Source organism: Thermoplasmata archaeon (assembly GCA_036395115.1).
Lineage (GTDB): Archaea > Thermoplasmatota > Thermoplasmata > RBG-16-68-12 > RBG-16-68-12 > RBG-16-68-12.
In genome coordinates this window covers 98,661-122,950 of sequence record DASWDU010000005.1, presented here as the reverse complement: position 1 = coordinate 122,950, position 24,290 = coordinate 98,661, and the positions used below count along the sequence as shown (strand labels likewise).

At 66.7% G+C, this 24,290-nt stretch carries 25 protein-coding genes and 1 tRNA gene; 7 read left to right on the top strand and 19 right to left on the bottom strand.

Annotated elements, in window-relative coordinates:
• Nucleotides 1-28: 28 nt before the first annotated feature.
• The 3 genes from VF992_01330 to VF992_01320 form a co-directional block, all read right to left on the bottom strand.
• Complete coding sequence (locus VF992_01330; protein ID HEX9339801.1) at nucleotides 29-469, bottom strand: tautomerase family protein; 441 nt, start codon at nucleotides 467-469, stop codon at nucleotides 29-31.
• A 145-nt stretch (nucleotides 470-614) separates the two neighbouring features.
• Nucleotides 615-1,013, bottom strand: a complete 399-nt coding sequence (locus VF992_01325) for an ankyrin repeat domain-containing protein (protein HEX9339800.1) — start codon at nucleotides 1,011-1,013, stop codon at nucleotides 615-617.
• A gap of 145 nt (nucleotides 1,014-1,158) precedes the next feature.
• A tRNA-Ala gene (locus tag VF992_01320) sits at nucleotides 1,159-1,230 on the bottom strand.
• Nucleotides 1,231-1,443: 213 nt separating this feature from the next.
• On the opposite strand from VF992_01320, the gene VF992_01315 reads away from it, so the two are divergent.
• Together VF992_01315 and VF992_01310 are read left to right on the top strand one after the other, a co-directional pair.
• The gene (locus VF992_01315) at nucleotides 1,444-3,090 is read left to right on the top strand and encodes an Ig-like domain-containing protein (GenBank protein HEX9339799.1); all 1,647 of its coding nucleotides are present in this window, start codon (nucleotides 1,444-1,446) and stop codon (nucleotides 3,088-3,090) included.
• Between the two features lie 75 nt (nucleotides 3,091-3,165).
• A complete protein-coding gene (locus VF992_01310) occupies nucleotides 3,166-3,666 on the top strand; it encodes a hypothetical protein (GenBank protein ID HEX9339798.1) in 501 nt (166 codons plus the stop codon).
• Between the two features lie 3 nt (nucleotides 3,667-3,669).
• On the opposite strand, the gene rpsJ is transcribed toward VF992_01310, so the two are convergent.
• The 9 genes from rpsJ to VF992_01265 all read right to left on the bottom strand — a co-directional run bounded on the left by rpsJ (nucleotide 3,670) and on the right by VF992_01265 (nucleotide 12,110).
• Nucleotides 3,670-3,981, bottom strand: a complete 312-nt coding sequence (gene rpsJ / locus VF992_01305; protein ID HEX9339797.1) for a 30S ribosomal protein S10 — start codon at nucleotides 3,979-3,981, stop codon at nucleotides 3,670-3,672.
• Between the two features lie 37 nt (nucleotides 3,982-4,018).
• Nucleotides 4,019-5,293 carry a translation elongation factor EF-1 subunit alpha gene (gene tuf, locus VF992_01300; GenBank protein HEX9339796.1) on the bottom strand — a complete coding sequence of 425 codons (1,275 nt, stop codon included), beginning with the start codon at nucleotides 5,291-5,293 and terminating at the stop codon, nucleotides 4,019-4,021.
• 115 nt (nucleotides 5,294-5,408) lie between these two features.
• The gene (locus VF992_01295; GenBank protein HEX9339795.1) at nucleotides 5,409-5,963 is read right to left on the bottom strand and encodes an NUDIX hydrolase; all 555 of its coding nucleotides are present in this window, start codon (nucleotides 5,961-5,963) and stop codon (nucleotides 5,409-5,411) included.
• Nucleotides 5,964-6,038: 75 nt separating this feature from the next.
• Nucleotides 6,039-8,237, bottom strand: a complete 2,199-nt coding sequence (locus tag VF992_01290; protein ID HEX9339794.1) for an elongation factor EF-2 — start codon at nucleotides 8,235-8,237, stop codon at nucleotides 6,039-6,041.
• 75 nt (nucleotides 8,238-8,312) lie between these two features.
• Nucleotides 8,313-8,927: a 30S ribosomal protein S7 gene (locus tag VF992_01285; protein HEX9339793.1), complete on the bottom strand. Its 615-nt coding sequence runs from the start codon at nucleotides 8,925-8,927 to the stop codon at nucleotides 8,313-8,315.
• Between the two features lie 154 nt (nucleotides 8,928-9,081).
• Nucleotides 9,082-9,510, bottom strand: coding sequence for a 30S ribosomal protein S12 (locus tag VF992_01280; protein ID HEX9339792.1), 429 nt, complete (start codon nucleotides 9,508-9,510; stop codon nucleotides 9,082-9,084).
• Between the two features lie 62 nt (nucleotides 9,511-9,572).
• The gene (locus VF992_01275) at nucleotides 9,573-10,148 is read right to left on the bottom strand and encodes a PCI domain-containing protein (GenBank protein HEX9339791.1); all 576 of its coding nucleotides are present in this window, start codon (nucleotides 10,146-10,148) and stop codon (nucleotides 9,573-9,575) included.
• Nucleotides 10,149-10,212: 64 nt separating this feature from the next.
• Nucleotides 10,213-10,719, bottom strand: coding sequence for a hypothetical protein (locus VF992_01270; protein HEX9339790.1), 507 nt, complete (start codon nucleotides 10,717-10,719; stop codon nucleotides 10,213-10,215).
• A 71-nt stretch (nucleotides 10,720-10,790) separates the two neighbouring features.
• Nucleotides 10,791-12,110 (bottom strand): MFS transporter, encoded by a 1,320-nt coding sequence (locus tag VF992_01265; GenBank protein HEX9339789.1) that lies wholly within the window; start codon nucleotides 12,108-12,110, stop codon nucleotides 10,791-10,793.
• A gap of 283 nt (nucleotides 12,111-12,393) precedes the next feature.
• Here VF992_01265 and VF992_01260 point away from each other — a divergent pair, with 283 nt between their 5' ends.
• The 4 genes from VF992_01260 (at nucleotide 12,394) to VF992_01245 (ending at nucleotide 15,595) form a co-directional block, all read left to right on the top strand.
• Complete coding sequence (locus tag VF992_01260) at nucleotides 12,394-13,362, top strand: hypothetical protein (GenBank protein ID HEX9339788.1); 969 nt, start codon at nucleotides 12,394-12,396, stop codon at nucleotides 13,360-13,362.
• 85 nt (nucleotides 13,363-13,447) lie between these two features.
• Nucleotides 13,448-13,969, top strand: coding sequence for a hypothetical protein (locus tag VF992_01255; GenBank protein ID HEX9339787.1), 522 nt, complete (start codon nucleotides 13,448-13,450; stop codon nucleotides 13,967-13,969).
• Nucleotides 13,970-13,974: 5 nt separating this feature from the next.
• Nucleotides 13,975-15,147, top strand: coding sequence for an SPFH domain-containing protein (locus VF992_01250; protein ID HEX9339786.1), 1,173 nt, complete (start codon nucleotides 13,975-13,977; stop codon nucleotides 15,145-15,147).
• Between the two features lie 43 nt (nucleotides 15,148-15,190).
• Nucleotides 15,191-15,595 (top strand): hypothetical protein, encoded by a 405-nt coding sequence (locus tag VF992_01245; protein HEX9339785.1) that lies wholly within the window; start codon nucleotides 15,191-15,193, stop codon nucleotides 15,593-15,595.
• Nucleotides 15,596-15,607: 12 nt separating this feature from the next.
• Here the strand turns inward: VF992_01245 and VF992_01240 are convergent, their stop codons facing one another.
• Complete coding sequence (locus VF992_01240) at nucleotides 15,608-16,675, bottom strand: M48 family metalloprotease (protein ID HEX9339784.1); 1,068 nt, start codon at nucleotides 16,673-16,675, stop codon at nucleotides 15,608-15,610.
• 42 nt (nucleotides 16,676-16,717) lie between these two features.
• Here VF992_01240 and VF992_01235 point away from each other — a divergent pair, with 42 nt between their 5' ends.
• Nucleotides 16,718-17,512, top strand: a complete 795-nt coding sequence (locus VF992_01235; protein ID HEX9339783.1) for a hypothetical protein — start codon at nucleotides 16,718-16,720, stop codon at nucleotides 17,510-17,512.
• 6 nt (nucleotides 17,513-17,518) lie between these two features.
• Here VF992_01235 and VF992_01230 read toward each other — a convergent pair whose 3' ends face one another.
• From VF992_01230 to VF992_01205, 6 genes are all read right to left on the bottom strand, one after another.
• Nucleotides 17,519-17,629, bottom strand: a complete 111-nt coding sequence (locus VF992_01230; GenBank protein ID HEX9339782.1) for a zinc ribbon domain-containing protein — start codon at nucleotides 17,627-17,629, stop codon at nucleotides 17,519-17,521.
• A 49-nt stretch (nucleotides 17,630-17,678) separates the two neighbouring features.
• On the bottom strand, nucleotides 17,679-19,379 hold the full coding sequence (locus VF992_01225) for a DEAD/DEAH box helicase (GenBank protein ID HEX9339781.1): 1,701 nt from the start codon (nucleotides 19,377-19,379) through the stop codon (nucleotides 17,679-17,681).
• 38 nt (nucleotides 19,380-19,417) lie between these two features.
• Nucleotides 19,418-22,060: a M6 family metalloprotease domain-containing protein gene (locus VF992_01220; GenBank protein ID HEX9339780.1), complete on the bottom strand. Its 2,643-nt coding sequence runs from the start codon at nucleotides 22,058-22,060 to the stop codon at nucleotides 19,418-19,420.
• Nucleotides 22,061-22,225: 165 nt separating this feature from the next.
• Complete coding sequence (locus tag VF992_01215; GenBank protein HEX9339779.1) at nucleotides 22,226-22,639, bottom strand: PIN domain-containing protein; 414 nt, start codon at nucleotides 22,637-22,639, stop codon at nucleotides 22,226-22,228.
• Nucleotides 22,636-22,881: a hypothetical protein gene (locus tag VF992_01210; GenBank protein ID HEX9339778.1), complete on the bottom strand. Its 246-nt coding sequence runs from the start codon at nucleotides 22,879-22,881 to the stop codon at nucleotides 22,636-22,638. The genes VF992_01215 and VF992_01210 overlap by 4 nt, the downstream gene beginning before the upstream one ends.
• A gap of 98 nt (nucleotides 22,882-22,979) precedes the next feature.
• The gene (locus VF992_01205; protein ID HEX9339777.1) at nucleotides 22,980-24,254 is read right to left on the bottom strand and encodes a UbiD family decarboxylase; all 1,275 of its coding nucleotides are present in this window, start codon (nucleotides 24,252-24,254) and stop codon (nucleotides 22,980-22,982) included.
• Nucleotides 24,255-24,290: the final 36 nt, after the last annotated feature.

The following is a 24,290-nucleotide window of genomic DNA, read 5'->3' as shown; positions in this document are numbered from 1 at the left end:
GACTCGGATTCCTAGACTGATTGTGCGCTTACTTCGCGCGTGCCGCAGCCGCCTTGGCTGCGAGCGCCGCGAATTCTTCCCGGCCAAAGGCGGTGCCCGAGAGCCCCCAACCGCCCTCGGCTGCCTCCGTGAGAATCACCCACGTGCGACTGGATTGGGTCGGGTCGTTGGAGACCTTGGTTACGATCTCGGTGATCTCTTTTACGAGTTGCTTCTGCCCTTCGCGCGTTAACGCCGCAGGCGGCGTGATGACCTGGACGCGGACGGTGCGGGCGGAGAGGGTTGCCGCGGTGTGAATATGACCCGGCTCCATGAGGTGAAGGAACGCCGCGGTATTGTTCAGATGGAAGGGCCCGGGGGTTGCCACACCCTCGGCACGGAGAACTGCCATCGTAAGTTCCTTGCCCAGCAGGCCCTCGGTCCCTGCAGGGAAAATATCTCGCGGTGCGTACACGTCAATCATCGGCATAGGGCGGCACAAGAGTGAGGGTTGGATTTAGGTCTTTGGCCGCAACGCGCGTCCGTTCCTTCATGTCGGAGCGAAAATCGTCGGCGCCATCCCGCAACGACATGCTGTCGCAACGTTGGAATCCGCGGGGTCGTCGTACTCGATTTCATGGCAAGTCCGAGAAGAACTGGGCCACGTCGTGGTTGCCAATGATTCGTGCGAGGCCGAGCGGGGTCTGCCCAGCTTTGTTCACGTACAGCGGATTTGCGCCCCTTGAGCGGAGCAGTCGAATCAGGTCCCCGCGGCCGCGTGAGTTGAACACCGCAACAAACAGCGGTGTGTTGCCGTGCCTGTTGGGCCGGTTGACGTTCGCCCCCGCATCCAGAAGAAGAGCTGCGGCTGTGGTGGCCCCTTCCTGGCAGGCCAGATGCAGCGGGGTCATGCCCATCCGGTCCCCAAGATTGGCGTCATCGCCGGCAGCGAGGCGCTCAGCGACCTTCGCCGAATCGTTCGCCATGGCTGCATAGTGCAGCGGTTGGCGGCCTTCGCGGTCAAGCGGCGTCATCGCGGCAACTATGAACTGGGCTAAATAAGATTCCCACGGAATACAGGGGCGTTCGGCAACGATCGTAGCCGTGAAAGCAAAGAGCAACCTCCACCCTTTCTCTTTCTTGCCTGATTGCATCCGCCAGTTCCGATGTATTGGGGCATGGACCGGCTGGGATTTGAACCCAGGACTTCCTGCTTGCAAAGCAGGCGATCTTCCGCTGATCTACCGGCCCGACGCGCGCACAGCGTCGCCGTTCACATGAAACTTTCCGCGCGGGTCTCTGATGCCGATCGGAAGCCGTTCCGTTCGAGCGGCCTCGGGCGACACGGGCTTTCCTCGTTCATTCTGAGCTTTGGTCCCGGCGGTCCCTGGCGGGCCGGCGCGACGGAAGGGCTATGTACCTTCACACCAGTCTATCCTATGAGGGTTCGGTATGTTGAGGAGGATGGCGGCTCTCGCCGCGGTTTCCGTGATAACGCTCGTCTTGGCGGCGTATTTCGGCCCGGCCGGGATCGTGCCGAGCTTGCCTCTTGCCGTCGTGGCCGCCGACCGCGCGCCGGAATCGGAGATCGCGCCGCTCCCCGAGTACACGAGCCAGCAGGTCGTGAGCCTGAACTTCACGTCCCGCGGGTCTTCCGGGAATAGCGGCGTATTCTGGACCGAGCTGTACTACCGGAGCCTTCACACGCCGAACTGGACGCGCTACGCGCCCCCGTGGAACCCGAGCGGCGAATGGTACGGTGCGCTCGGCTTCGGGACGGACGACCCGAACGGGACGATTCCTTTCGACACGTACTACACGGGCGGCGAAGACGCCTACGAGTTCTCGACGATCGCGGTGGACCGCGGCCACTGGCGGGAGCCGGGCCCGGACGCCGCGAAGGCGGAGACGATCCTCGACACGCACCCGCCGGACCTGTTCGTCGAGACGCCCGTTCCGGGCGAATGGACCAGCCGCACGGTCCTGAAATGGGTCGCCGAGGACGCCGTCTCCGGCGTCGCTTCCGTCGACGTGTCGCTCGACGCCGCGCCCCCCGTCGCCTTCTCGGATGCGGCGGGCCAGACGGACCTGGCGCTCCAGGGGGTAGGGGATCACACCGCCATCGTCACGGCGACGGACCGCGCGGGCAACGAGGCCCGCCTGGGGATTCCCTTCCACTTCGATCCGAAGGCGCCGGAGCTCCAGGTCACGGCGCCGCTGCGCGGCTCGTTCGTGAACACCACGGCCGTCGACGTTCGCTGGACCGCGCGGGACACCGGGGCCGGAATCTCGGCCGTCCGGCTGACCGTCGACTCGAACCCGTCCGTCGAGCTCGCGGCGGACGCGACCTCCTATCCCCTCGCGGACCTCCCCGAAGGCGGACACGCGGTCAGCGTGGTCGCGATTGACGGCGCGGGCAACGTCGCGACGCAGACGGTCCCGTTCGCCGTCGATACGACGCCTCCGAGCATGACCGTCGTCGCCCCCGCCGGACCGTACGTCAACTCGAGGCAGCTGCAACTGCTCTGGCTCGGCGCCGACGCGATCTCCGGGATCGACGGGTACGAGCTGTCCCTCGACGGAGGACCGGCTGTGCGGCTGGCCGAGGCGGCCGGCTACACGTTCCCGAACGTGCCGGAGGGCGCACGGACCGTCCTCCTCAAGGCGTTCGACCGCGCGGGGAACGTCGCCGAGACGACGGTCGCCGTGACGGTGGACGCGACCCCTCCCTCCCTCTCGCTGACCGGCCCCGCGGGCGGCTCGACCGTGTACGGCGGCGTGACGGTGGCGTGGACCGCGTCGGACGACTTGTCGGGGATCGCGCGGGTCGAGGTCGCCTACGACGGCGGCTCGCCCGTCGTCGCTACGGGCGCGACGACGTACGACGTACCCTCGCCGACGATCGGTCCGCACTTCGTGACCGTCCGAGCGACGGACCGAGCAGGCAACGTCGCCGAGGCGAGCGTTCCGTTCGTGTACGGCGGCGGCGGGCCCTCGGCTCAAGGGGTCCCGGCGATCGACTTCTGGTTCCTGATGCTCGTCCTCGGGGCGATCGTGGTCGTCTCGGCGTACGTCGCGGTGCGGAGGCGGCGGAAGACCGGCGGCGACTGAGGCCGCCCGGATTTCCGACGAAGGCATCGCCACGAACGGCCGAACGCTTTTCCGCCCGCCGCGGATGCCGGGGGCGTGACGCCGCGGACCGAAGCCGCGTTGCGCTGGTTCGTCGGACTGAGCCTCGTCGGCGGGAGCCTCGCTCTCCTCACGGGCGCGATCGAGTTCGGCCAGATTTCCGGCTCGCCGTGGGCGGTCGTCTCCGCGGCCGCCCTGGCCGTCGTCCTGGCGCTCGTGAGCATCGTGGCGGATCAAAGGCCGTGGCCCGCGATGGCGCCCGCGGCGGGATGGATCCTCTCCGTCCTCCTGGCGATCCTGTGGGCACACCTCGACCCGCTCGGCCACGCCTTCCTCAGCGGCTACGCCCCGCTCGTCGCCCTCGCGACGGGGATCGGCTTCCTGCGCCGCCGGTTCTGGGCGTGGCCCGTGGCGTTCGCGTCCGCGGCCGGATTCGGGCCGATCGTGCTCGTCCTCGCGAATCTCCCGACCGCGATCGTCGCATCGGGATTCGCCCTGTTCGTGGTCGACGTCGTCGCCTTGCTCGCGCTCTCCCGAACCTATCTCGAGCCGCGCTGAGGCTCACGATCGCAAGACGATCTCGATGTTCACGCCGTCCGGCACCTGGATGCGCATGAGCTGCCGCAACGCCCGCTCGTCCGCGTCGAGGTCGATGAGCCTCTTGTGGATCCGCATCTCCCAGCGGTCCCACGTCTCGCTGCCCTCGCCGTCCGGCGACTTGCGGACGGGCACGAGGAGCCGCTTCGTCGGGAGCGGGATCGGCCCGGACATCGCGACGCCCGTCCGCTCGCTGATCAGCTTGATCTGCTGGCACACGTTGTCGACCTTCTTCGGGTCCGTTCCGCTGAGCGAGATCCGTGCCTTCTGAGCCATACGTCAACCTGGGGATTCGGATCTCGCGGACGTGAGGTCACTTCGCCTTCTCGACGTCGATGACCTGGCCCGCCGCGACGGTCTGCCCCATGTCGCGGACCGCGAACCGCCCCATCTGGGGAAACGCCTTGAACGCCTCGATCACGAGGGGTTTCGTCGGTCGGATCTTGACGCGGGCCGCGTCGCCGGTCTTGAGGAAGTCGGGTTTCTCGGGCTTCGGCGCGCCCGTCTTCGGGTCGAGCACCGCGATGATCTCCTCGAAGGTGCCGGCGACCTGGGCCGTGTGCGCGTGGAAGACCGGCGTGTACCCGGCCGTGATGACGCTTGGATGATTCAGGACGACGATCTGCGCCGTGAAGGACTTCGCGACGGTCGGCGGGTTGTCCGGCGGCCCGGCGACGTCGCCCCGGCGGAGGTCCTTCTTGTCGACCCCGCGCACGTTGAATCCGACGTTGTCGCCCGGCTCCGCCTGCGGGATCTGCTCGTGGTGCATCTCGATCGACTTGACCTCGCCCACCTTGTCGGCGGGCATGAAGTGGACCTTCATCCCGACCTTCAGCACGCCCGTCTCGACCCGTCCGACGGGCACCGTGCCGGCGCCGGTGATCGAGTAGACGTCCTGCACGGGGAGCCGGAGCGGGAGGTTCGTCGGCTTCGGCGGCACACTGAGATCGTTCAGCGCAGGGACGAGGGCAGGGCCCTTGTACCACCCCATCTTCGTCGACGCCTTCGCGATGTTCTCGCCCTTGTACGAGCTGATCGGGATGAAGGGGATCTTGTCGACCTTGAAGCCGGAGACCTTCAGGAGGCCGCTCAGTTCCGTCTTCAGCTCCGTGAAGCGCTTCTCCGAGTATTCGGGCTTCGTCGCGTCCATCTTGTTGATCGCGACGATCATCTGCTCGACCCCGAGGACCTTCGCGAGGTAGATGTGCTCCTTGGTCTGCGTCTGAACGCCCTCCGCCGCGCCGACGACGAGGACGGCGGCGTCCGCCTGGGACGTGCCCGTGATCATGTTCTTGACGAAGTCCCGGTGGCCCGGGGCGTCGATGATCGTGAAATAGTACTTGTCCGTGTCGAAGCGCTTGTGCGCGACGTCGATCGTCAGGCCGCGCTCCCGCTCCTCCTTGACCTGGTCCATCACGAACGCGAACTCGAAGGTCGCCTTGCCCATCTGCTCGGCGAGCTTCTTCAGGTTCTCGAGTTCGTGCGGGTCGATGTTTCCCGTGTCGTAGAGGATCCGGCCGACCGTCGTCGACTTCCCGTGGTCGACGTGGCCGATGAACACGAGGTTCAGGTGGGGCTTCGCGGGCATGCTTTTCGCTCCGTGGGACGCGCCTAATCATCCTGCTGTATTTATGCTTTCCCACCCGCACGCTTGATTCTCCCGCCCGATTTTCTCCATAGGAACGGGCCGCGAGGAGGCCCGCTCAGTCCGTCCCGAACCGCAGGCCGGCGGACTCGATGATGTCTTCGTGGGAACGTGCAATCTCGGCTTTCGGCGTGCGGCGCAGGTCGACGAACGCCAGCTCCTTCCACGCGGCGGCGCGCGGGACGTCCGGGCCCGCGAGCTCTCCGCGGAACAGGAATTCGACGTCCCAGTGATGCTGTGTTCCGGGGAAGCGCTTCGGCGTGTATGCCTCCGAGACGACCAGCGGCCCCGAGAGCTCGACGTTCGGGAGATTCAGCTGTTCCCGCGCGATCCGTCGAGCGGCGCCTTGGGGCGATTCGAGATAGATGAGGTGGGACGACGGAAGCATCCAGGCGCGCGAGTGCACTTCGACCCGCTTCGGATCGAGCGCCCCGATGTGGTCCCACCGCGCCTCGGGATTCATGTGGCCCATCAGGATGCGCGACGGTTGTCCGGCTTCCGTGAGGATCAGGAACGCGGACAGGCAGACGCCGCCGTCCGGAATCTCCGTGAGGCTGAAGGCGGCGGTGTCCCGAGATTTGCTGAAGCGGCTGAAACGTCGGTCCGTGGTCATGGTGCTCAGGGCAGTCGATCGTCGTGAGGAGACTTCAGGATTGCGAATGGCGGTGAGGGAACCCTTCGCCGGACATCACGCCGCGTAGTAGGCTTCGTCGTACGGCTCCGGCGGCAGTCCCTTCCGGGTGCGGATCGCCCGGACGACCTCGTCCTGAAGGTTCCCCGGCACGGGCTCGAAGCCGCTGTTCTCCGTCGACCACAGGGCGCGTCCCTGCGTCGCCGAGCGGATCGCCGATGCGAAGCCGAACATCTCTGCGACCGGCGCCTTCGCGTGGATGACCGTGATCTCGCCTTCCTGGGTGATGTCCTCGATTACACCGCGGCGGCTCTGGACGTCCCCGATCGCGGAGCCCATGAAGTCCTGTGGCACGTTGATGAAGACCTTCTGGATCGGCTCGAGGAGGCTCCGCCCCGCTTGGACCATCGCGCCGTAGATCGACGATCGGGCGGCGGGGATGACCTGTGCCGGCCCGCGGTGGACGGAGTCCTCGTGGAGCTTTGCGTCGACGAGGCTCACCTTCAGGGCCATACCTTTCTCCGCCGCGAGCGGGCCGCGGTTCATCGCCTCGATGTACGCCTCCTTGATCAGCTCCATCGTCTCGTGGAGATACTGGATCCCCTTCGTCGCGTCCAGCAGCATGTTCGTGTCTTGAATCCAGACGACGTTCTTCGCGTCGTTCCGGTCCATCCCGAGCTCCTCGAGTTTCTTCGCGAGCACCTTCGAATCCTTGATGCGCTGCCCGGACGCGATCTCGCCGGCGCGGATCGCGGCGACGACCTTCTCCTCGAGCGGTTCGACCTCCATGTAGAAGCGGTTGTGCTTGTTCGGCGACTTGCCTTCGAACGGCCCGCCCCTGCCGCCCACGCCCTCCCGGTAGACGACGATGGGAGTGCTCGTCGTGACGGGGATCTTGTAGTCGTTCTGGACCCGGTAGATCGTGATCTCGAGGTGGAGTTCCCCCATCCCGGAGATCAGGTGCTCCCCGGTCTCCTGGTTGATCTCCACCTGGATGCTCGGGTCCGCTTTCGCCAAGAGGCGGAGCGCCTCGACGAGCTTTGGGAGGTCCGACGTTGACTTCGCTTCGACGGCGATTGTCACGACAGGGTCCGAATAGTGGACGATTTTCTCGAACGGCTGCATCTCCTTGTCGTCGCTCACGGTCGAGCCGGCGACCGCGTCCCGCAGCCCGACGACCGCGACGACGTTCCCCGCATCGATCTCGTCGACGGGGATGCGGTCCGGGCCGACGATCATCGCGACGGTCTGCGCGCGCTGGGGCTTCGGCATCCCGCTGACCCACAGCTCTTGGCCCCGGCGAATCTTGCCCGAATAGAGGCGACCGGCGGCGACTTCGCCCGCCTGGGGATCGACGATGATTTTCGTCACCATGAACCCGACCGGGCCGTTCTCGTCGACGGTCATCATCGCTTTGCCGATGGGCGACTGCGGGTCTCCCTTCCAGATGATCGGGATCCGGATCTTCTGTGCTTCGAGCGGATTCGGCAGGTGGCGGATGACCATGTTCAGCACGACGCTGTGGAGAGGCGCCTTCTTCGCGAGCTCCTTCATCGTCCCCTCTTGACAGTGCTTGTAGATGTCCTTGAACCCGATGCCCGTCCGCTTCGTGAAGGGGGCGCTCACGGCCCACTTGTGGTACGCGCTCCCGAACGCGACGCTGCCCGCCTCGACGTTCACCATCCACTTCTCTCCGAGGTCCTCGGGCAGCCATTTCCGGATGCGATTGTTGACCTCCGTGATGATCTTCTGGAATCGCTGCTGCATCTGCTCCGGGCTGATTTTCAACTCGTTCACGAGGCGGTCCACCTTGTTGATGAAGAGGACCGGCCTCACCCGCTCCTTGAGCGCCTGGCGGATGACCGTCTCCGTCTGCGGCATGATCCCTTCGACGGAGTCGTCGAGGATGATCACGCCATCGATGGCGCGCATCGCACGGGTTACGTCCCCGCCGAAGTCGACGTGGCCCGGCGTGTCGATCAGATTGATCAGGTACTGGCCGCCTTCGAAGTCATGGACCATCGACGCGATCGCGGCGTTGATCGTGATGCCGCGCGCTTGCTCCTGTTCGTCGTAGTCCATAAAGAGCTGCTGGCCCGCGAGCTCCTCGGAAATCATCCCCGCGCCCGCGATTAGCGAATCCGACAACGTCGTTTTCCCGTGATCGATGTGTGCCGCGGTGCCGATGTTGCGGATGCGGTCCTTGAGATGGAGCAACGCCTGGGCTTTCTTGATGTTCTCTTCCTTTCGTCCCATCTCTCGGGCTCCTGAACGCGAACGCGAGTCGCAGATAGCCGAGACTAATTAAGCCTTCGGTGAAGGTGAGGCGAATCATCGCGCGGACGACGCGACCCGCTCGAGCTCCTCTTTCTTCGCGATCGCGGAGCTCTGCATGTCGCCGCGTGCCGCCATCAGGATCTCGTCCGCGAGGCACTCCTCGACGGGCTTGCGGTTCTTGAACGTCGCCGAGACCGCGCCGGTCGTGATGCTGCGGAGCGCGAGGTCGAGCCGTCGGGAGGGGGCGACGTCGACGGCGCGGGGCACGCTGATGCCGCCGAACCGGAGGCGCGTGATCTCCTCGCGCGGCGCGGCCTTCTCGAGCGCATCGACGAGGATCTGCACCGGGTTCTTCCCGGTCTTCTTCGCGATGATCTCGAACGCCGTGCGCACGACCCGGTAGGACTTCGCCTTCTTCCCGGTGAAATCCTCCGTGCGCATCATGCCGTTGATCAGCCGCTCCACGAGGTTCGATTTGGCCTTGCCGAACGGCTTGTTCGCGTACCGCCCACCCGTGTGCGGGATGACGATTGGCGAGAGATTCATGTACTTCGCGAGGCCGGCGTCGTGCACGACGACCTCGGTCAGGTCGTACTTCTCGAAGAGCTTCATTTCGTAGCTGGGCCGTTTCTTGGGTTTCTTCGGCTCGCGCTTCGGCTTCTCGACCACCGGAGCGGGCTCGCCTTCTGCGGGAGCTTCGGGAGGAACTTCCGTGGTCTCCGCGGGCTCGATGGCCGGGACGGCCTCGGGCGGCGGAGGAGGCGCCTCGGGAGGCAGCGGTGGCGTCGTCTCCGGAGGGGGCGTCGGCTCGGGTTCCAACCCTTCACCTCACGGGCTTCTCTTTCCGCCCGCGGACGAGCTCGTCGAGCGAGACGCCGTTTACCTGGATGACCTTGTACCGGACGCCCGGGATGTCGCCGTACGAGCGCCCCATGCGGCCGCCGATCCCTTCGACGAGGACCTCGTCGTGCTCGTCGATGAAGTTGATCGCGCCGTCGCCGACCGCGAACGCGGTCACCTGGCGGCCGTTCTTGATCAGCTGGACCTTCACGCACTTCCGCAGCGCGGAGTTCGGCTGCTTCGCCTCGATCGCGACCTTCTCGAGGACGATGCCCTTCCCCTGAGGCGATCCCTCGAGCGGGTCCGATTTCTCCTTAAGGTGCTGCACGCGCCTCTTGTAGTACCGGTCGGACCAGCGTCGCGTCTGGCGTTCGCCCTTGAGCTTCCGCGCTGCGAACAATCCGCGAGCCACGATGCACCCCGACGGGAGGAGATCGTCCTAACCGGCATGTGATATTTAAGAATGGTGACCTCTCACCTCGCAGTTCCCGAGGGAGAGCCGACGTCGGACGCCAGGATCGCTTGGTTGCAATAAGAACACACGAACCGGTCTTCCGGCAGAAACCATCGGTTGACGCGTGCGCCGCAATGGGGGCACACCTCGACGAAGATCTGCTGCCCGAGCATCGTCTGGACGACGAACTCGTCCGTCGTCCGATCGACGACCCCGTAGACGAGCCCTCGGTCCACGGCCTTCGCGAGGACCTTCTCCGTCTCGAACCGCGTCTTCCCGAGATTCCGCGCGAGGTCGTTCAGCGGGATGCGGCGATACGTCCTGATCCACGCGGAGAACTCGATGAGGCTCGTTTCCTCCTTGTGCGCTCTCCAGCCAAAGAGGACGAGGAGGGCGCCCGGGAACAGGCCCACGGCCGAACACATGACAAAGGCGAAGAGCCGGGTCGACTCCGACGGCTCCCCGACGAGCTCCGCGGTGATGCCGGTGATGCCACCCATGAGCAGGAGGGCACCCACGATGAAATACGTGGTGTCCTTGTACCGCCACGAGGAAGACCTCGGCGGCAGCACCGGCTCCGAGGGTTCCGAGGACATCCCTCCGGGATAGGGCCGCGGATCCTACTTGAATCACGCGGCGGGCCGTCCGCGGATGGTCGCGTCAGCCCGAAACGACCGTGACGGCACGCTGGCAGTACGGGCAGGTGACCCGCTCCTCCGGGAAGTACCACGTGTCCACGTTCCCGCCGCAATGCGAGCACTGCCCAACGAAGTGTTCCTCCCTCCCGGCCTCTTCAAGGACGAACTCGTCGGTCGTGCGGTCGATCGCTCCTTTCACAAGGCCCTCGTTCAGCGCCTTGCCGAGCAACTTCTCCGTCTCGTACCGCGTCTTGCCGATCCGCTGGGCCATGAGGTCCATCTTGACGCGCCGTTGCGACTTGACCCACTCCGCGAACTCGAGGACGGCACGCTCGCGCCGCCACTGGGCGATGCCGATTGTGAGCGCGATGACGCCCGGGATGAACGTGATCGGCCCGCATAGGTACAGGAAGAGGGGGATGTCCCAGAGGAACACGAGGAAGAACAGTCCGAAGAACAGCGCGAATCCGCCCATCGCGAAGTAGGCGATCGGGTCGAGGTCCAGGAGGCTCGACGTGCTCGACGCCACGTCCCGTGCGACGAGGCCGTGGGTACTTCAATCCGGCGACGCCAGAATCAGGTGCGCCCACGGACGGCGGATCAGCGCTTGCCCGGGGGCGGCGCGACGGTCTCCGGGCCCATCGGCGTCCGCGGGAATTTCAGCGGCTCGCGGATGAACACGATGCCGGCGGCCGAGATACCGATGAGGCCGAGGGCGATCACGGCGAACGCGAGGGGCCCGAGGGCCTGCGTCAACGCGCCGCCCAGGACGGGCCCGACGATCAGCCCGGATCCGAAGATGACCGAGTAGATTCCGAACGCCGTGCCGGTGACGGCGTGGCCGACGACGTCCCCCAGGTAGGCGAGCGCCGCGGGCGGGAACGTCCCGGCGCCCGCCGCGAAGATTGCGATCAGGGGCCATCGGGATACCAGCTGCGCCGTGTCCGTGCCGCCTCCGGGCCGCGTCGCCAGGGCCAGCAGGATCGCGAGGGCGCCGAAACACGCGAGGCCGAGGGCCATGAACGGGCGGCGCAGCCGCGCGCGATCGGAGATCCGCCCGCTCACCGCGAGCGAGGCGCCGAGCGGGATCCCGAGGGACGCCACGATGACGAGGAGTTGTCCCGCCGTCGCCGAACCCTCGCTCCCTGTTCCGAGGAGGTTGTCCGTGAAGGTGAGGACGTAGCCGTACAGGGCGACCACGGGCACGTAGACCGGGAGGAGCCGCTGAATGTCTCGGTTCCGCAAGACCGTGCGGAGGAGCTCGACGGTCCCGCGCTGCGTCTCCGGGGTGAAGGGGGTCTCCCGGACGAGGAACTGGACCATGATGACGCTCGCCGTCACGCCGAAGCCACTGACCGCGAGGACGGCCTCATCCGAGACGTGGAACGCGTTGAGGGCGAGGAACGCCGAGCCGAAGCCCCCGACGAGGCCGCCGAACGTCACGAGGTCGAAGAACGCCATGAGCTGCGCCCGGTTCGCGCGGCTCGAGTGGTCGTTGATCATCGCGAGCGTCGACGCGACCTTCGCCGCCGCGCCGATCCCGAACATCGCGAAAAACGCCGCGATGAGTAGCGGTTGGACGCCCGGAGCGACGACGGGACTGATGCTCGGGATGAACAGGAACACGGCCGCGGCGGTGACGAGATGTGCGAAGACGAGGATCCGCTTCCGCCCGACGCGGTCGCACTGCGTGCCGAGATAGCCGACCGTCGCGATCTCTGCGAGCGGATAGACGGCGAAGAGGAGCCCGCGCCCGAACGCATCGAGGGTCCGGGCGCTCACGTCTTGCATCACCGCCACTCCCGCGAACGCGGCAGCCCGCATGATGAACGTCGCGAAGTAGAGGAAGGCGAGATTCCGAAGGTCCGCGGGGCCGAGCGCGAAGAATGTCGCAAGGGTGCGGCTCATGAAACCCGTCACGGCGTCCTCCCGATCCGGTCTGCGCAGACGCCTCCCGACGTTATAGGTTTGCTATCCCCGGTCATTGAGGCGGGCCGGCGGCTCGGATGTGAACTACGCGCAACGAAACTCAGGGAGAAATTCTTAAGTAAGGCGAAGTTGCCTAGGCCGTCGAATAGGAGGCTTCTCCCTGTTCTGCAATCAGTGCGGCGGACGGATCGCGGACGGATCGGTATTCTGCAACGTTTGCGGCGCCAAGCAAGGCGTCGTCGCTCCGGCTCAGGCAGCCCCCGGCGTGCCGCCGGTGGCCCCGGGATACCCGAGCGCGGCTCCGATGGGCCCGGCGTACAACCCGACCGTCGCCGTGCAGCCGATGGCGGCGCCGCCGATGCCGCAGAGCCTGAAATGCAGTTCGTGCGGCGGCCCGATGAAGCCGTCCGGAGGCCTCGCGCTCGTCGTGTGCGAGTACTGCGGCGCGGTGACGACGATGGGCGCGGGCGGTGCCGCGGAGATCATCCAGAAGCACTTCATGCTCGACAGCCGCATCTCGAACGAGCAGGCGCTCGAGGCGGGCGGCAAGTGGCTGAACAAAGGCGTGTTCCGCCGAAAGGTCGCGGAGCGCTCGGAGCTCGGTCAGGTCACCCTGAAATACGTCCCGTACTGGGTCGTCCCGACCTCCGTCGTCGCGGACTTCCAGGGGACGAAGAACGTCGGTGGGGGCGCGGGCGTCGGCATGATGGCCCACGGCGACACGGGCACGAAGAAAGCCGCGGGCGCCGCGCTGTTCGCCCTCACGATCGCCGCGGCCGCCGCGGGCGCGCAGAACCGGCAGCAGCATTCGGTGCAGACCCAGCCGCAGGTCGTCCGCGTCCGGGACCGGATCCAGATGCAGTACAACATCCCGGTCGTCGCGGTCCGCGGGTACTCGAAGTACCAGCCGGACGACGGCTTCCAGTTCCAACTGCAGAACAAGTTGAACTTCGACAAGCGCTCGACGGGCGGCGTCGACGTCCAGAGCGGCGATGTCGGGGAGCCGGAGGCGAAAGCCCAGGCGCAAGCGCTCGCGCACAAGTTCATCGAGAAGGAAGCGAAGAAGCGCGTCGACACGCTCGAGTCGATCCAGGTATATCCGACGACGTACGACGGCGAGTTGCTGCACGCCCCCGTCTGGTTCATGGAGTACCAGCACAAGGGCAAGGCGATGTTCATCCTCATCGACGGACACTCCGGACAGGTGATGGATGGCGAGAGGCCGTCCTTCGCCCTATGGTGAGACGCGGGAGACCCGTGGAGTTCCATCCACAACCCTAAATACAGACGGAAGCTCGTAGTGCGTGAAGCGCCGGGAGAACAACACCATGCCCGACATCCGTGACCGCGTCGAACAAGACCGAGGACTCCTGAAGAAGATCCAGCTCGTCATCCCGGGGTACGCCGGGTACCGTCGGCGCGAGGACATCCGCGCGGCGGACAACCTGCTGCGCATCCAGCTGGCGAACCAGCTGAAGGGCGTCCGCGGGGACCTCGAGGACATCCGCGACGGCATGGCGATGGACGGCAAACTGGGCCTCCAGGGGATCGGGAACGTCATCTTCACGATCGAAGGCCTCGAAGCGAAGATCCGGCACGCGGAGGGCGGGTACTCCGGCCTCAGCGCGACGATCCAGATCAAAGAGACGGAGCTCGACCGGCTGTACGAGTACGACTACGCGATGATCGAGTCGCTCGACAAGGCCGCCGCGGTCGTCCCGATGGTCCGGGATGCCGGCGACCCGAAGAGCCTCGAGGCGGCCGTCAAGGGGCTCCGCGAGGCGATCGCGGGGTTCGAGTCGACTTGGAAGTCCCGGACCAACGCGGTCACTGGCATCCAAGTGAGGTGATATCGATGATCCCCATTGCGTTCTTCTTCGGCGGCGGGCGACGGACGGATCAGACGGCGGGCCGGACGGAAGGCTTCACCGGCAGCATGACGATCGCGTGGGACGACCAGTTCAAGCGCAGCAACATCATGTGGAAGGTCCCCCGCAACATCCGGATGAACGACAACATCGTCGTCCGGGAGGACGAGATCGCGGTGTTCTACCGCGACGGGAAGGTCCTCGCCTACCTCGACCGGCCGGACCGGTACGCGCTCACGTCGCAGAACGCGCCGATCCTGGGCAACTTGATTAAGGCCCTGTCCGGCGTCGTCCAGCAGGCGGAGGTGTACTACCTCCAGAAGCGCATCTTCGACGGCAAATTCGGAACGCAGGACGCGTTCCTCTTCCAGGACCCGGACTTCGACATGGTCCAGCTCCGGGCGTTCGGGGACTTCCGGTACCGGATCAAGGATCCGGAGACGTTCATCAACCAGTTCGTCGGGACGTTCGGCGCCGCGACCTCGGCGGACGTCGAGGAGCGGATCAAGCAGGAGCTCGTCAAGCAGCTGAACGTCACGCTCGGCAAGATGAAGTCGAACGGATTGAAGGTCGTCGACTTCGCCATGAGCCTGAACGACATCGAGCAAGGCACGCTTGCGAACTCGAAGCCGCACTTCGTGACCCTCGGAATGGAGATCATCCAGATCAGCGGGCTGAACATCCCGCTCCCGGACACGATCAAGGAGGCCCTCGAGAAGATGGCCTCGGCGAAGGTGCTCGGCCGGACGAACGCGCAGGCGTACCAGCAATTCGCCCTCGCGGATTCGATGAAATCCGCGGCGGCGAACCCCTCCGGCGGCGCCGGCACGGGCATCGGGCTCGGGGCCGGGATCGGCCTCGGATACGGGATGGCGTCGCAGGTGCCGGGGATGATCGCCCAGGGGCAACCCCCGCAGAAACCGTGTCCGAAGTGCGGCACGATGAACCCTTTGACGACGAAGTTCTGCGGGAACTGCGGGGCCGACACGACCGTCGCCGCGGGCAGCAAGCCGTGCGTGAAGTGCGGCAAGCCCGTGCCCCCGGGACTGAAGTTCTGCGGGGAATGCGGCGCGCCCCAGTTCCGGAAGTGTCCGGACGGCCACGAGGTCCCGGGCAACATGAAGTTCTGCCCGGAATGCGGCAAGGCCGTCCAGGGCTGATCCGATGGAACCGGTTCCGGCCCCCGCACCGGGCGGGCCCGCGGTGCCCCACCTCTCGACGACGGTCCTCATGGCGATCGGCGCGATCGGCACGATCGTCCTAGCGAGCATCTTCGGGTTCATCCTGTTCGTCGCGACGATGCGGCTCGACGAACGGCTCTGGTGGACCGGACTTTGCTCGATGATCTTCGCGCTCGGGTTCTACATGCTCTTCGCCGCGACGCACGACCGCAAGATCGCGCGCCCCCTGGCCGGAGGGTTCTTCGTCATCGGCGCGGGCAGCTTCTACGGCTCAATCTTCACGGGAGGCTCGGGCGACCTCGCGAAGCTGCTGTACCTCATCCTGCTGTCCGTCCTCGTGATCATCGTCCTCGGGGCGATCTTCGTCATGGCGCGGGACGCCGAGCACGACGCGGTCCGTCGCGCGCAGCGCCGACACATCCCCTGAGCCGATCGGTCGTCAGACCAAGTGGTAGATGTTCGGAGGGAGGCCGCCCTTCTTGATTTCCTCCTCCATCTCCTCGAGCATCAGGATCCGCTGGTAGGTCGGCGGGTGCGTCCCGAACAGCTCGTTCGCGCGGCGCCAGTGGCTCTTCCGCTCCATCTCGATCGCCCGCTGGAGCTCGTAGGCGTCGATCTGTCCGTCTCGGTCGAGGTCGTATTGGTTCATCTTCTCCCTCAGTTCGTCGTAGTCTTCCGCGGCCTTGACCGGATCGCCGATCATGAACGCCCGCAGGCCGGACGGCTCCGAGTCCTCGCGGGCGAGCGACAGGCCGTACGTGATCTTCGTCAGGGCGGAGGCGAGGAGGTGCGGGTCTCTCGTCGCCGCGCCGCTGTACGCGTCCGCGTAGTACTCGCGGGTCCGGGACAGGTGGAGGACGAGGAGCTGCGTCACCAAGTACACGGCGTACGAGACGACCGCGGAAAGGATGAGGAGGAGGATCGCCTGGCCCGCGTCCTTGCCGCGGGACCGCGCGCCGCTCCGCATGACCTCGAAGCCGAATCGCGCGACGATGTAGGCCAGGAGCGGCACCGCCGAGACGAACGTCATGATGATCACGTCGCGGTGGCGCAGGTGTCCGATCTCGTGCGCGAGGACCGCGCGGATCTCGTCCTGGTTCAGCCGCTCGAGCAGGCCGCGCGTCACGACGAGTTCCGACGACCCGACCGTCCGCCCGAAGACGAAGGCGTTCGGCGCGGCATCGCCGCTCTCCCAGATCGTCGGCGGCGGCACGCCGGCCTGGCCGGCCAGCTGCGCGACGGCCTGATAGAGCCACGGGTTCGATTGCGCCGTGATCGGCCGGCGTCCGCGGATCGCCCAGCGGACGATCACCGGCGAGATGAGCCACTGCAGGAAGATGAAGAACAGCGCGAGCCCGACGACGATCCCGAACGCCCCCGGGAACGCCCGCGCCTGGAGGACGTAGTCCGCGGCCGCGAGGATCAGGAGCAGCAGGATCGAGAGGAACGCGAAGACGAGGACGACGGTGAAGACGCTGCCCCGACGCAAGGCCGTGAGGGAACCCACGGGAAGGCCTATTATGGGCCTCCGCATGAGGATTGCGCAAGCATGCCGGAGCTCGTCGAGTCGATCAATTGTCCGAAATGCGGCGGTCCGCTGAACCTGACGACGGGCGAGGTCATCGTGACGTGCCCGTACTGCGGCACCGCGTCGCGGATCGAGGGGGAGAAGCCGTTCCTCCTGAGGCACTCGATGCTCGCCGCCCGGTTGGACAGGGACGGCGCGACGCGGACGATCGCCGGCTGGCTGGAGGGCGGCGTGATGAAGCCGGACGACCTGCGACGCGCGTCGCGGGTCACGTCCCTCGAGTGCGTCTACCTCCCGTTCTACGTCTTCGAGGTCGATGCGACGACCGCCTACGCCGGCGTCCTCACGCGGACGGGCACGAACGAGCGTCGGAGCGGGAGCCTGCGGCGGGACTACTTCTGGAAGGTCCTCGGCCGCCGTTCGGGGGATTTCCCGACGCGGGAGTACAAGCTGCCCCTCGCATTGAAGGTGCCCTTCACCACGACCGGCATGGTGCGGGATTCCCGCTTCCTGAACGCGGAGGTCGACGAGGACGAGGCGGAGCGGCTCGCCCGGGAGGACGTCGATGCGCACCAGCGCGACCTGCTGAAGGACCTCGTCGACCTCGTCGAGGACGCGACGACTCAGGTCGACGTGAAGGACGCCGAGTTCCTGCATGCGCCGATCTGGTTCTCGACGTACGAATATCGCGGGCGGTCGTACGCGATCGTCCTCGACGGCGCATCGGGCGAGGTCGTCCGCGGGGAGATCCCCCCGCCGACGGGCGGATTTGGCGAGTTCCTCCGAGGGGCGGCTCGCGACGCGTTCGGCCCTTGAGGCGTCTCACTCGTTCTTCGGCTCGAGGTCCTCATAGTCGGCGAGGTACGCGCCGCAGTTCGGGCACATCTCGTCGTCCGGATCGATCTCCCATCCGCATTCGGGGCAGCGGACCATCGCGGGCCTTGCGGCCTCGTAGGAGCGTGAGGAGTATAAATCGAACGGGTCAAAACTCCTCGACGGTGGTCTGGCCTTTCTTCTCGCGGGAGGTCCTGCGCTCGCGCGCGGGAGGCGGAGGCGGCGGAGACGGCGGCGGGGCGGCGTCCTCCCGCGTCGCTTCCCGGAGCGCCTCGATGCGGGCCTCCGGCGACGCCACCGCGAACGTCTCGCCGCCGGGCTCGCCGACGAAGATCTTCTGTTTCAGCTCACGCCGAAGTCGGTCGAGTTCCTGGTGCATCCGCCGCTCCTTGCGGCGGGCGCTGTAGAAGTACGCCTCGTCCCGCGTGTCCCTCGTCACGAGCATCACGACGCGACCCGCCGCGCTCCGCCCGGTGCGCCCGCGCCGCTGGATCGTCCGGATCTCCGACGGCACCGGCTCGTAGAAGACGACGAGATCGACTTGCGGGATGTCGAGGCCCTCCTCCCCGATCGACGTCGCGACGATCACGTTCACCTCGCCGGCCCGGAACTTCTCGAGGATATCGACCTGTTGCTTCTGCGACAGCCCGACGTCCTCGCCGCGCGAGGCTTGCCCGACGAACCGCATCGGTCGCACGCCGGGGATGCGAGCGAGGTCCTGCGTCACCCGATCCGCGGTCTCGCGGTAGTGCGCGAAGACGATGATCTTCGAATCCGCTTTCTTCATGAACTGCTCGCGCACGACCCACGCCGTCTTCGCGAGCTTCGGGTGCTCGACGTCCGTCTCGCGGGCGAGCTTGATCGCTTCCTGCACTTTCGCGTGTTTCAAGAACTGGACGTCCGCCTTCGATTTGGACTCGGCCTCCATCTTCTCGAAGTACGACCGGAGGGAGCCGAGCCCTTGCGTCTCCGCGAGCTCAATCGCATGGTTCGCCTTCATCGCGATCGCCTGCGCCGTCATCGCGCCGTACAGCCGGCCGTCCTTAATACCGGAGTCGAGTTTGCGGCGGGCCTCGTCCCCGACCGCGAGCAAGTCCTTGAGCGTGACCTTCGGCTTGCCCGCGAGAAAACCGAGTTTCTTGAGGCGTCCGACCTGCTCCTCGTACACGGTCTCCAGGAGTCCGCGGATCTCCTTCGAGACGTCCGGGGCGTCGACCTCCACGCGCTCGAACGCGAGTGCATGCTGGTACGGCACGACGTCCGCGTCGTATTCCGTGCGGATCTCGACGGCCGTGATGCCGAGGTTCCCGCACACCTCCAGGATCTTCTCCGCGCTCGCGCCCGGCGAGGCGGTCATCCCGAGGACGAGGCGTCCCGGGACCTCCTTGTACGCGGCCGCGACGTCGACGTAGGCGTAGTCGCCGACCGCCCGGTGGGCCTCGTCGAAGACGATCAGGGAGACGTCGTCCAGGGATATGCGCTCGGCCCGGAGATCGTTCCGGATGACCTGCGGCGTCGAGACGACGATCTTGTCTTCCCGCCACATGAGCTCGCGATCTTCCGGCGCGGTCGCTTCGCCGGTGAACAGCTCGATCCGGTCGATGACGAGCATCTCGCGGAGCGAGGCCGCGTGCTGCTCGACGAGCGGCTTCGTCGGCGCGAGGAAGAGGATCTTGCCGCCCTTGCTACGGAGGACCTCCGCGATGACCATCGCGGCGACCACCGTCTTCCCCATGCCCGTCGGGAGGACGACGAGCGTGGACCGCTCGAGGCACGCGCGGGCGATGTTCACCTGGTACGCGCGCTCCTCGACGGCCCCCCGCCGGAGGAGCGCGTGCGTCACGAACACGTCCGCCCGACGACGGGGGGCGCGAATAACCTTTTCGACTAGACCGGCGGACGCCTCAGGCGCCTCAGGCCGAAGATCACGACGGTTGCGAGGGCGATGGCCGCGATGGAGCCGGCGGCGAGGAGCAGCTCGATCGAAAAGCCAGCGAGGCGCACCTGCACGACGAGCGACGCATTCGCGTTCGCGTCGCCGACGGCCGTCGCGTTGATCGGGACCGAGACGAGCGCGCCCGAAGCCGCGTTCCACGGGAGCACGATGTCGACCCGGAGCGAGGCGTCGTTGTCCGGCGCGAGCCGGACGAGATGGCCCGAGAGCGGTCCCGGAGGCTCGCCCGCAAGGGTGGCGGTCCAGCCCGCCGGCAGCGCCGCGTCGAGGCGGAAGACCGTCTCGACATCGCCGACGTTGGCCACCTTCACGCCGACCCGGACGGTCCCGCTCGCGGCGCCCTGGTAGGGGCCCGACGCCCCGAGGAGGAGGACCGCGCGTCCGAGTCCCGAGGACGCCACGGTGACGTCGTCGATCCACCACCCGCCCGCATTCGCCAGCACGTTCGCGCTGACCCGGAACCGAATCCGGAGGGTCGTCGGGCCGGTAATGTTTGCCGTCAGGTCGAACGAGATCCCCCGCCACGTGAGGTCGCGCCCGCTGTAGTGGACGAGGGCGATCCACGGCCCGCCGGCGACGCTCACCTCGACGTACGCATCGTCCGTGTCGTTCGATCCGATCGGGAGGACGGGCACCGTCCGGCCCGTCAGGTCGTACCGGCCGAAGAAGATCAGGAACGTGGGACCGGCGGTCACGTTGATCGAGGGCGACGTGAGCGTGTGCCACTCCGGAGGGAAGAGGTTCGGGAAGAGCGTGTTGACGTACCCGAACCGCCACGCGTGGGTGCGGCTGTGCGCCGCGCCGTCGGGGTCCGTGTCGTTCACGATCTGCCAGCGGTGCGCGTCCGTCGAGGAGCCGTCGAGCGTCCATCCGCCCGCGCCCGCCTCGACGGCGTCGCGGAAGGGGATCGTCGCCGCCACGAGGACGTGGGCGGCGCGCTCGTCGTTCGTCGGGATATCGTCGGCCGCGCCGACGAGGGACGCGATCACGAGGTATCGGCCGGCGACGGTCGGGGTGAAGTTCAGGGAGAAGGCGGTCGTCGTCTGCGCGGCGACGGCGGGGCGGAAGAAGGTCTGCCGCACGATGAGCGACGCCGTCGCGACGGAGTCGAGGTACACGCCGATGTCCACCCGCACATCCGAGGCCTGCGCCCCGTCGTTGCGCACGTCGACCCAGACGTTCACCCTCGTCCCGACGGCCTCGAGGAGCGGCACGCGGATCGCCGAGACCGCCAAGTCCCGCGTCACCCCGCTCGCGATCGTCGCGGTCATTGTCGCGCCGCTCGCGGAGACGTCCCGGACCCGCCAGCCGGTGTCCGACCCGGAATACGCGCGGCTGTCCGGGTTCGTGTCCGGGCCCCAGCCGTTCGCCGTGTCGTGCCACGGATCTCCGGCGTCCGTCGGGCGATCCCCAGTGAGGCCCTCGTCCGCCTCGAGGAGGTCGAGGAGCCGATGCGTGTCGACCTCGTTCGAACTAAGCGCGTCGTCGACGTGCCAGATCAGGAGCCCGCTGCCCGGCAGGGCCGCGTCGAAGCCGTACGGTTCGCGGTTCTCGACCAGGAAGTATTCGAGGGGCGACGCGCCGGGGATCGAGAGCCGAAAGACCCCCGCCCCGGAGGTCTCGGCCTGCGCGATCGACGTGCCGATGAGCGCCGTCGTCACGGAGGTCGGCGTGATCCAGCCGAGGCGGATGCGGGACCAGGCGCTCATGTCCGCGGGCGACGTGCCGGCGGGCACGCCGTTCCAGGAGCCGCCGGCCATGATGTCCCACAGGCCGGCGCCGTCCGAGGAGCCGTCCGTGTCGTATAGGTCCGGGAGGCCAAGGTCGTGGCCGAACTCGTGCGCCACGACCCCGACCGGGGACGATTCGGCCACCATCGTGTATCCGAAGATCTGGACGCCGTCGGCGATCAGCGTCTGCGTGCCGGGGAGGGCCGGGTCCGCGTCGTACACGGCCCATCGGTGGGACCAGATCAGATCGGAGCTGCCCCCGGCCTCCTGGCCGTCGCCGGCGTGCACGATGACGAGGTGGTCCACGACGCCGTCGCCGTCCGTGTCGAACGGCGCGAAGTCGACGATCGGGTCGGCGAGCCGCACCGTCTCCGTGACGAGACGGTAGATGTCACCGTTCGCATCGTCGGGGGGCTTCGCGCTGTCCGCGCCGTAGTCCGCCATCGGGTGCACGCTGTCGAACCACGTCGTGATGACGGTCGCCTGGACCGTCAGCGCGCCGAGGGAGACCTCCTGGTAGTATGCCTGGAGGGAACGGGCTCCCGGCGAGGCATCGTTGAAGAATGCGGTGAAGTACGCGCCGGTGTACAACGGCGCGACGTCCGTGAAGTCGACGAGCAGCACGAGGACGCGGACCGTGCCGGTCGTCTGAACGGGAGACGGCGGCAAGATCGGATTGCCTTGGCGCGTGCCGCTCGGCCACGTCTGCACGCCGGGCCGCGGCGGCATCAGGTGGGGGCGCGCGTCCCGCGGCGGGTCCACGTGCGCCGGCGCATCGCGCGCGAACGCGAGGGGGATGGGCCCGACGAGGAGCACGGCGAGGAGGAGGGAGACCGCCGCCCGCATCGTCGTTCGCGATAAGGGAGGTTCATATGAACCTTGACCCGCGATTTTCGGCGGGCGCACATCGCCCCGCGTTCCCGGGGTCGATTCCTCGATCATCGCGGAGTCCGCGAGGGACACCGGGGTTGTATCGAGTGCCTCGCTCGCCGGGAACCGTTATGGGTTCGACTACGGGAGCCGATGGAAACCGAGGGCCTCGAGGTCTCGATCGAATCCGAACGCGGTATCGATCGACTCCCGCTCCATGAGCACCTTCGTGGCGCAATCCGTATACGAGACCCCCGACGGGGCGTGGCGACGAAACTCCCGATCGACGATGGGCTCGATTTCCTCGGATACATGAAGCACGCGGACATTGGGGGACTCCCTTATCCAGGTCACGACGGCGAGCGCCGTGCGCGCGCCGGCCCGGTAGAGCAGAAACGTCAACGTCTCGTCAATCACGAAGTTCGAAGTATAAAGGAGGCGGTAGGGTAGCTTCCGCCGCGAAAGCCGGTGAAATACCTGCTTGGCGGCTTCGTGGTTTGTGTCGTTCTTGATCGCCCGCGCGATGAGCGCACCGGAGTCGAGAAATAACTTCATCGTCTCTTGCCGTAGAGAATTTCGTCGACCTTCGACGAATCGGTCGCCTTCTTCGACTTGACCGTCTTCGTGAGGTCGAAGAGGGGATCCCAAGAGAGGTCTCCTTCTATCGCGGCCCATCGACGAAGCGCTTCGCGGGTGGCCTCCTTGAGCGTGATTCCCTTGGCCTTCGCTGCCTTGACGACGAAGTCGTACAATGCGGAATCAACCTCTGTCTGGATGACTCTCTTAGTGATGGTCACGAACATGCAATGTCTGAAGGCCTATTACATCCTCGCATTACATGTAGTGGAATGCACCGGCTCGGCGATTGGGGTTATCACCGAGGGGTCGAGGCGCATCACAGGGTCGCCTTGTCGAACATCGCCGCATCCGCGCCGATGGGCTTCGTCGCGTCGATGCCGACCTTCGACGTGAAGCCGTCGTGGGCGCTCGGGTCGATCGACGAGCCACGGACCCCATGCAGCACGACGAGGCCGCGGTCCGCCTGGAACCGCGTGGCGATCGCCCACTCGACGTCGCGGTCGTCGAAGACGTCGATGTCCTCGTCGACGATGACGACCTGTTTCATCGACGTGTGCGCGCCGAACGCCGCCATTATGGCGTTCTTGCCGTCCCCCTGGTGCTGCTTGCGGATCGACACGATGCCGTGCAGCCAGGCGCACCCGCCCTCCGTCAAGCGGACCGCCTTCACGTGCGGTACCGCACGGGAGACCGCTTGATAGATAACAGGTTCGCGCGGCATGCCCATGAACATGAAGTGCTCGTCGAGGCCGCCGACGATGATGTGAAAGATCGGGTCGTTCCGGTGATAGATGCGCTCGACGACGAGGACGGGCTCCTTGCGGACGCGGTCGTACGTCCGGACTGCATCGACGAATGGGCCCTCGTCATGCGTCTCGTTGATCAGGCGACCCTCGAGGACGTACTCCGCCTCCGCCGGCACGGTGAGTCCGTTTTTGATGCGGACCATGTCGACAGGCTTGGCGAGGCAGGATTGCGTCAGTGCAGATGCGATTCGACTTTCATCGACCCCGTACTCGACGGAGGTCCCGCCCGCGAGGAGGTTCCACGGATCGAGGCCGATGCAGACGGCGACCTTGAGCTCCTCGCCCGTCTTCATGGCCTCGTTGTACATGTGCCGCAGATGACGCGGGACGATGCGGCACGCTCCCCGGGTCTCGTCGAGCAGGAGAACCCGATGGAACGAGAGGTTGCGGACTCCTTGCCATTCCGCGACCCAGACACCGGCGGTAATGTATCGACCCGCATCTCGCGGGAACAGCTTCGGCACCGGGAGATCGAGCAGGTTCACGTCGGTCGACGCGTGGTCGAAGAAGCCCCCGCGATCGACGATCCGCGTGTCGCCCGGATGGGCTTGTGCTTCCATGAGCCGGGGGAGCAGCGACTCGACCGGCGTACGGAGCGCCGCGGCCACGCGCGCCCGGGTCGACCACAGGTTCCCGACGGCCTCGGATCCGTCGATCGATCGAAAGTGGACGGGCCTGCGGGGCTCTCGCAACAGGACGCGGGTCGCTGCGAGATCGCGGCTCGTGTCCGCCTCGATCCGGATGACGTCGTCGGAGAACCGTTCCAGCCACTCGCGCAGCGTCATGCAAGTCCTCTCGCCCGCGAAACCGGTCCGGCTCTT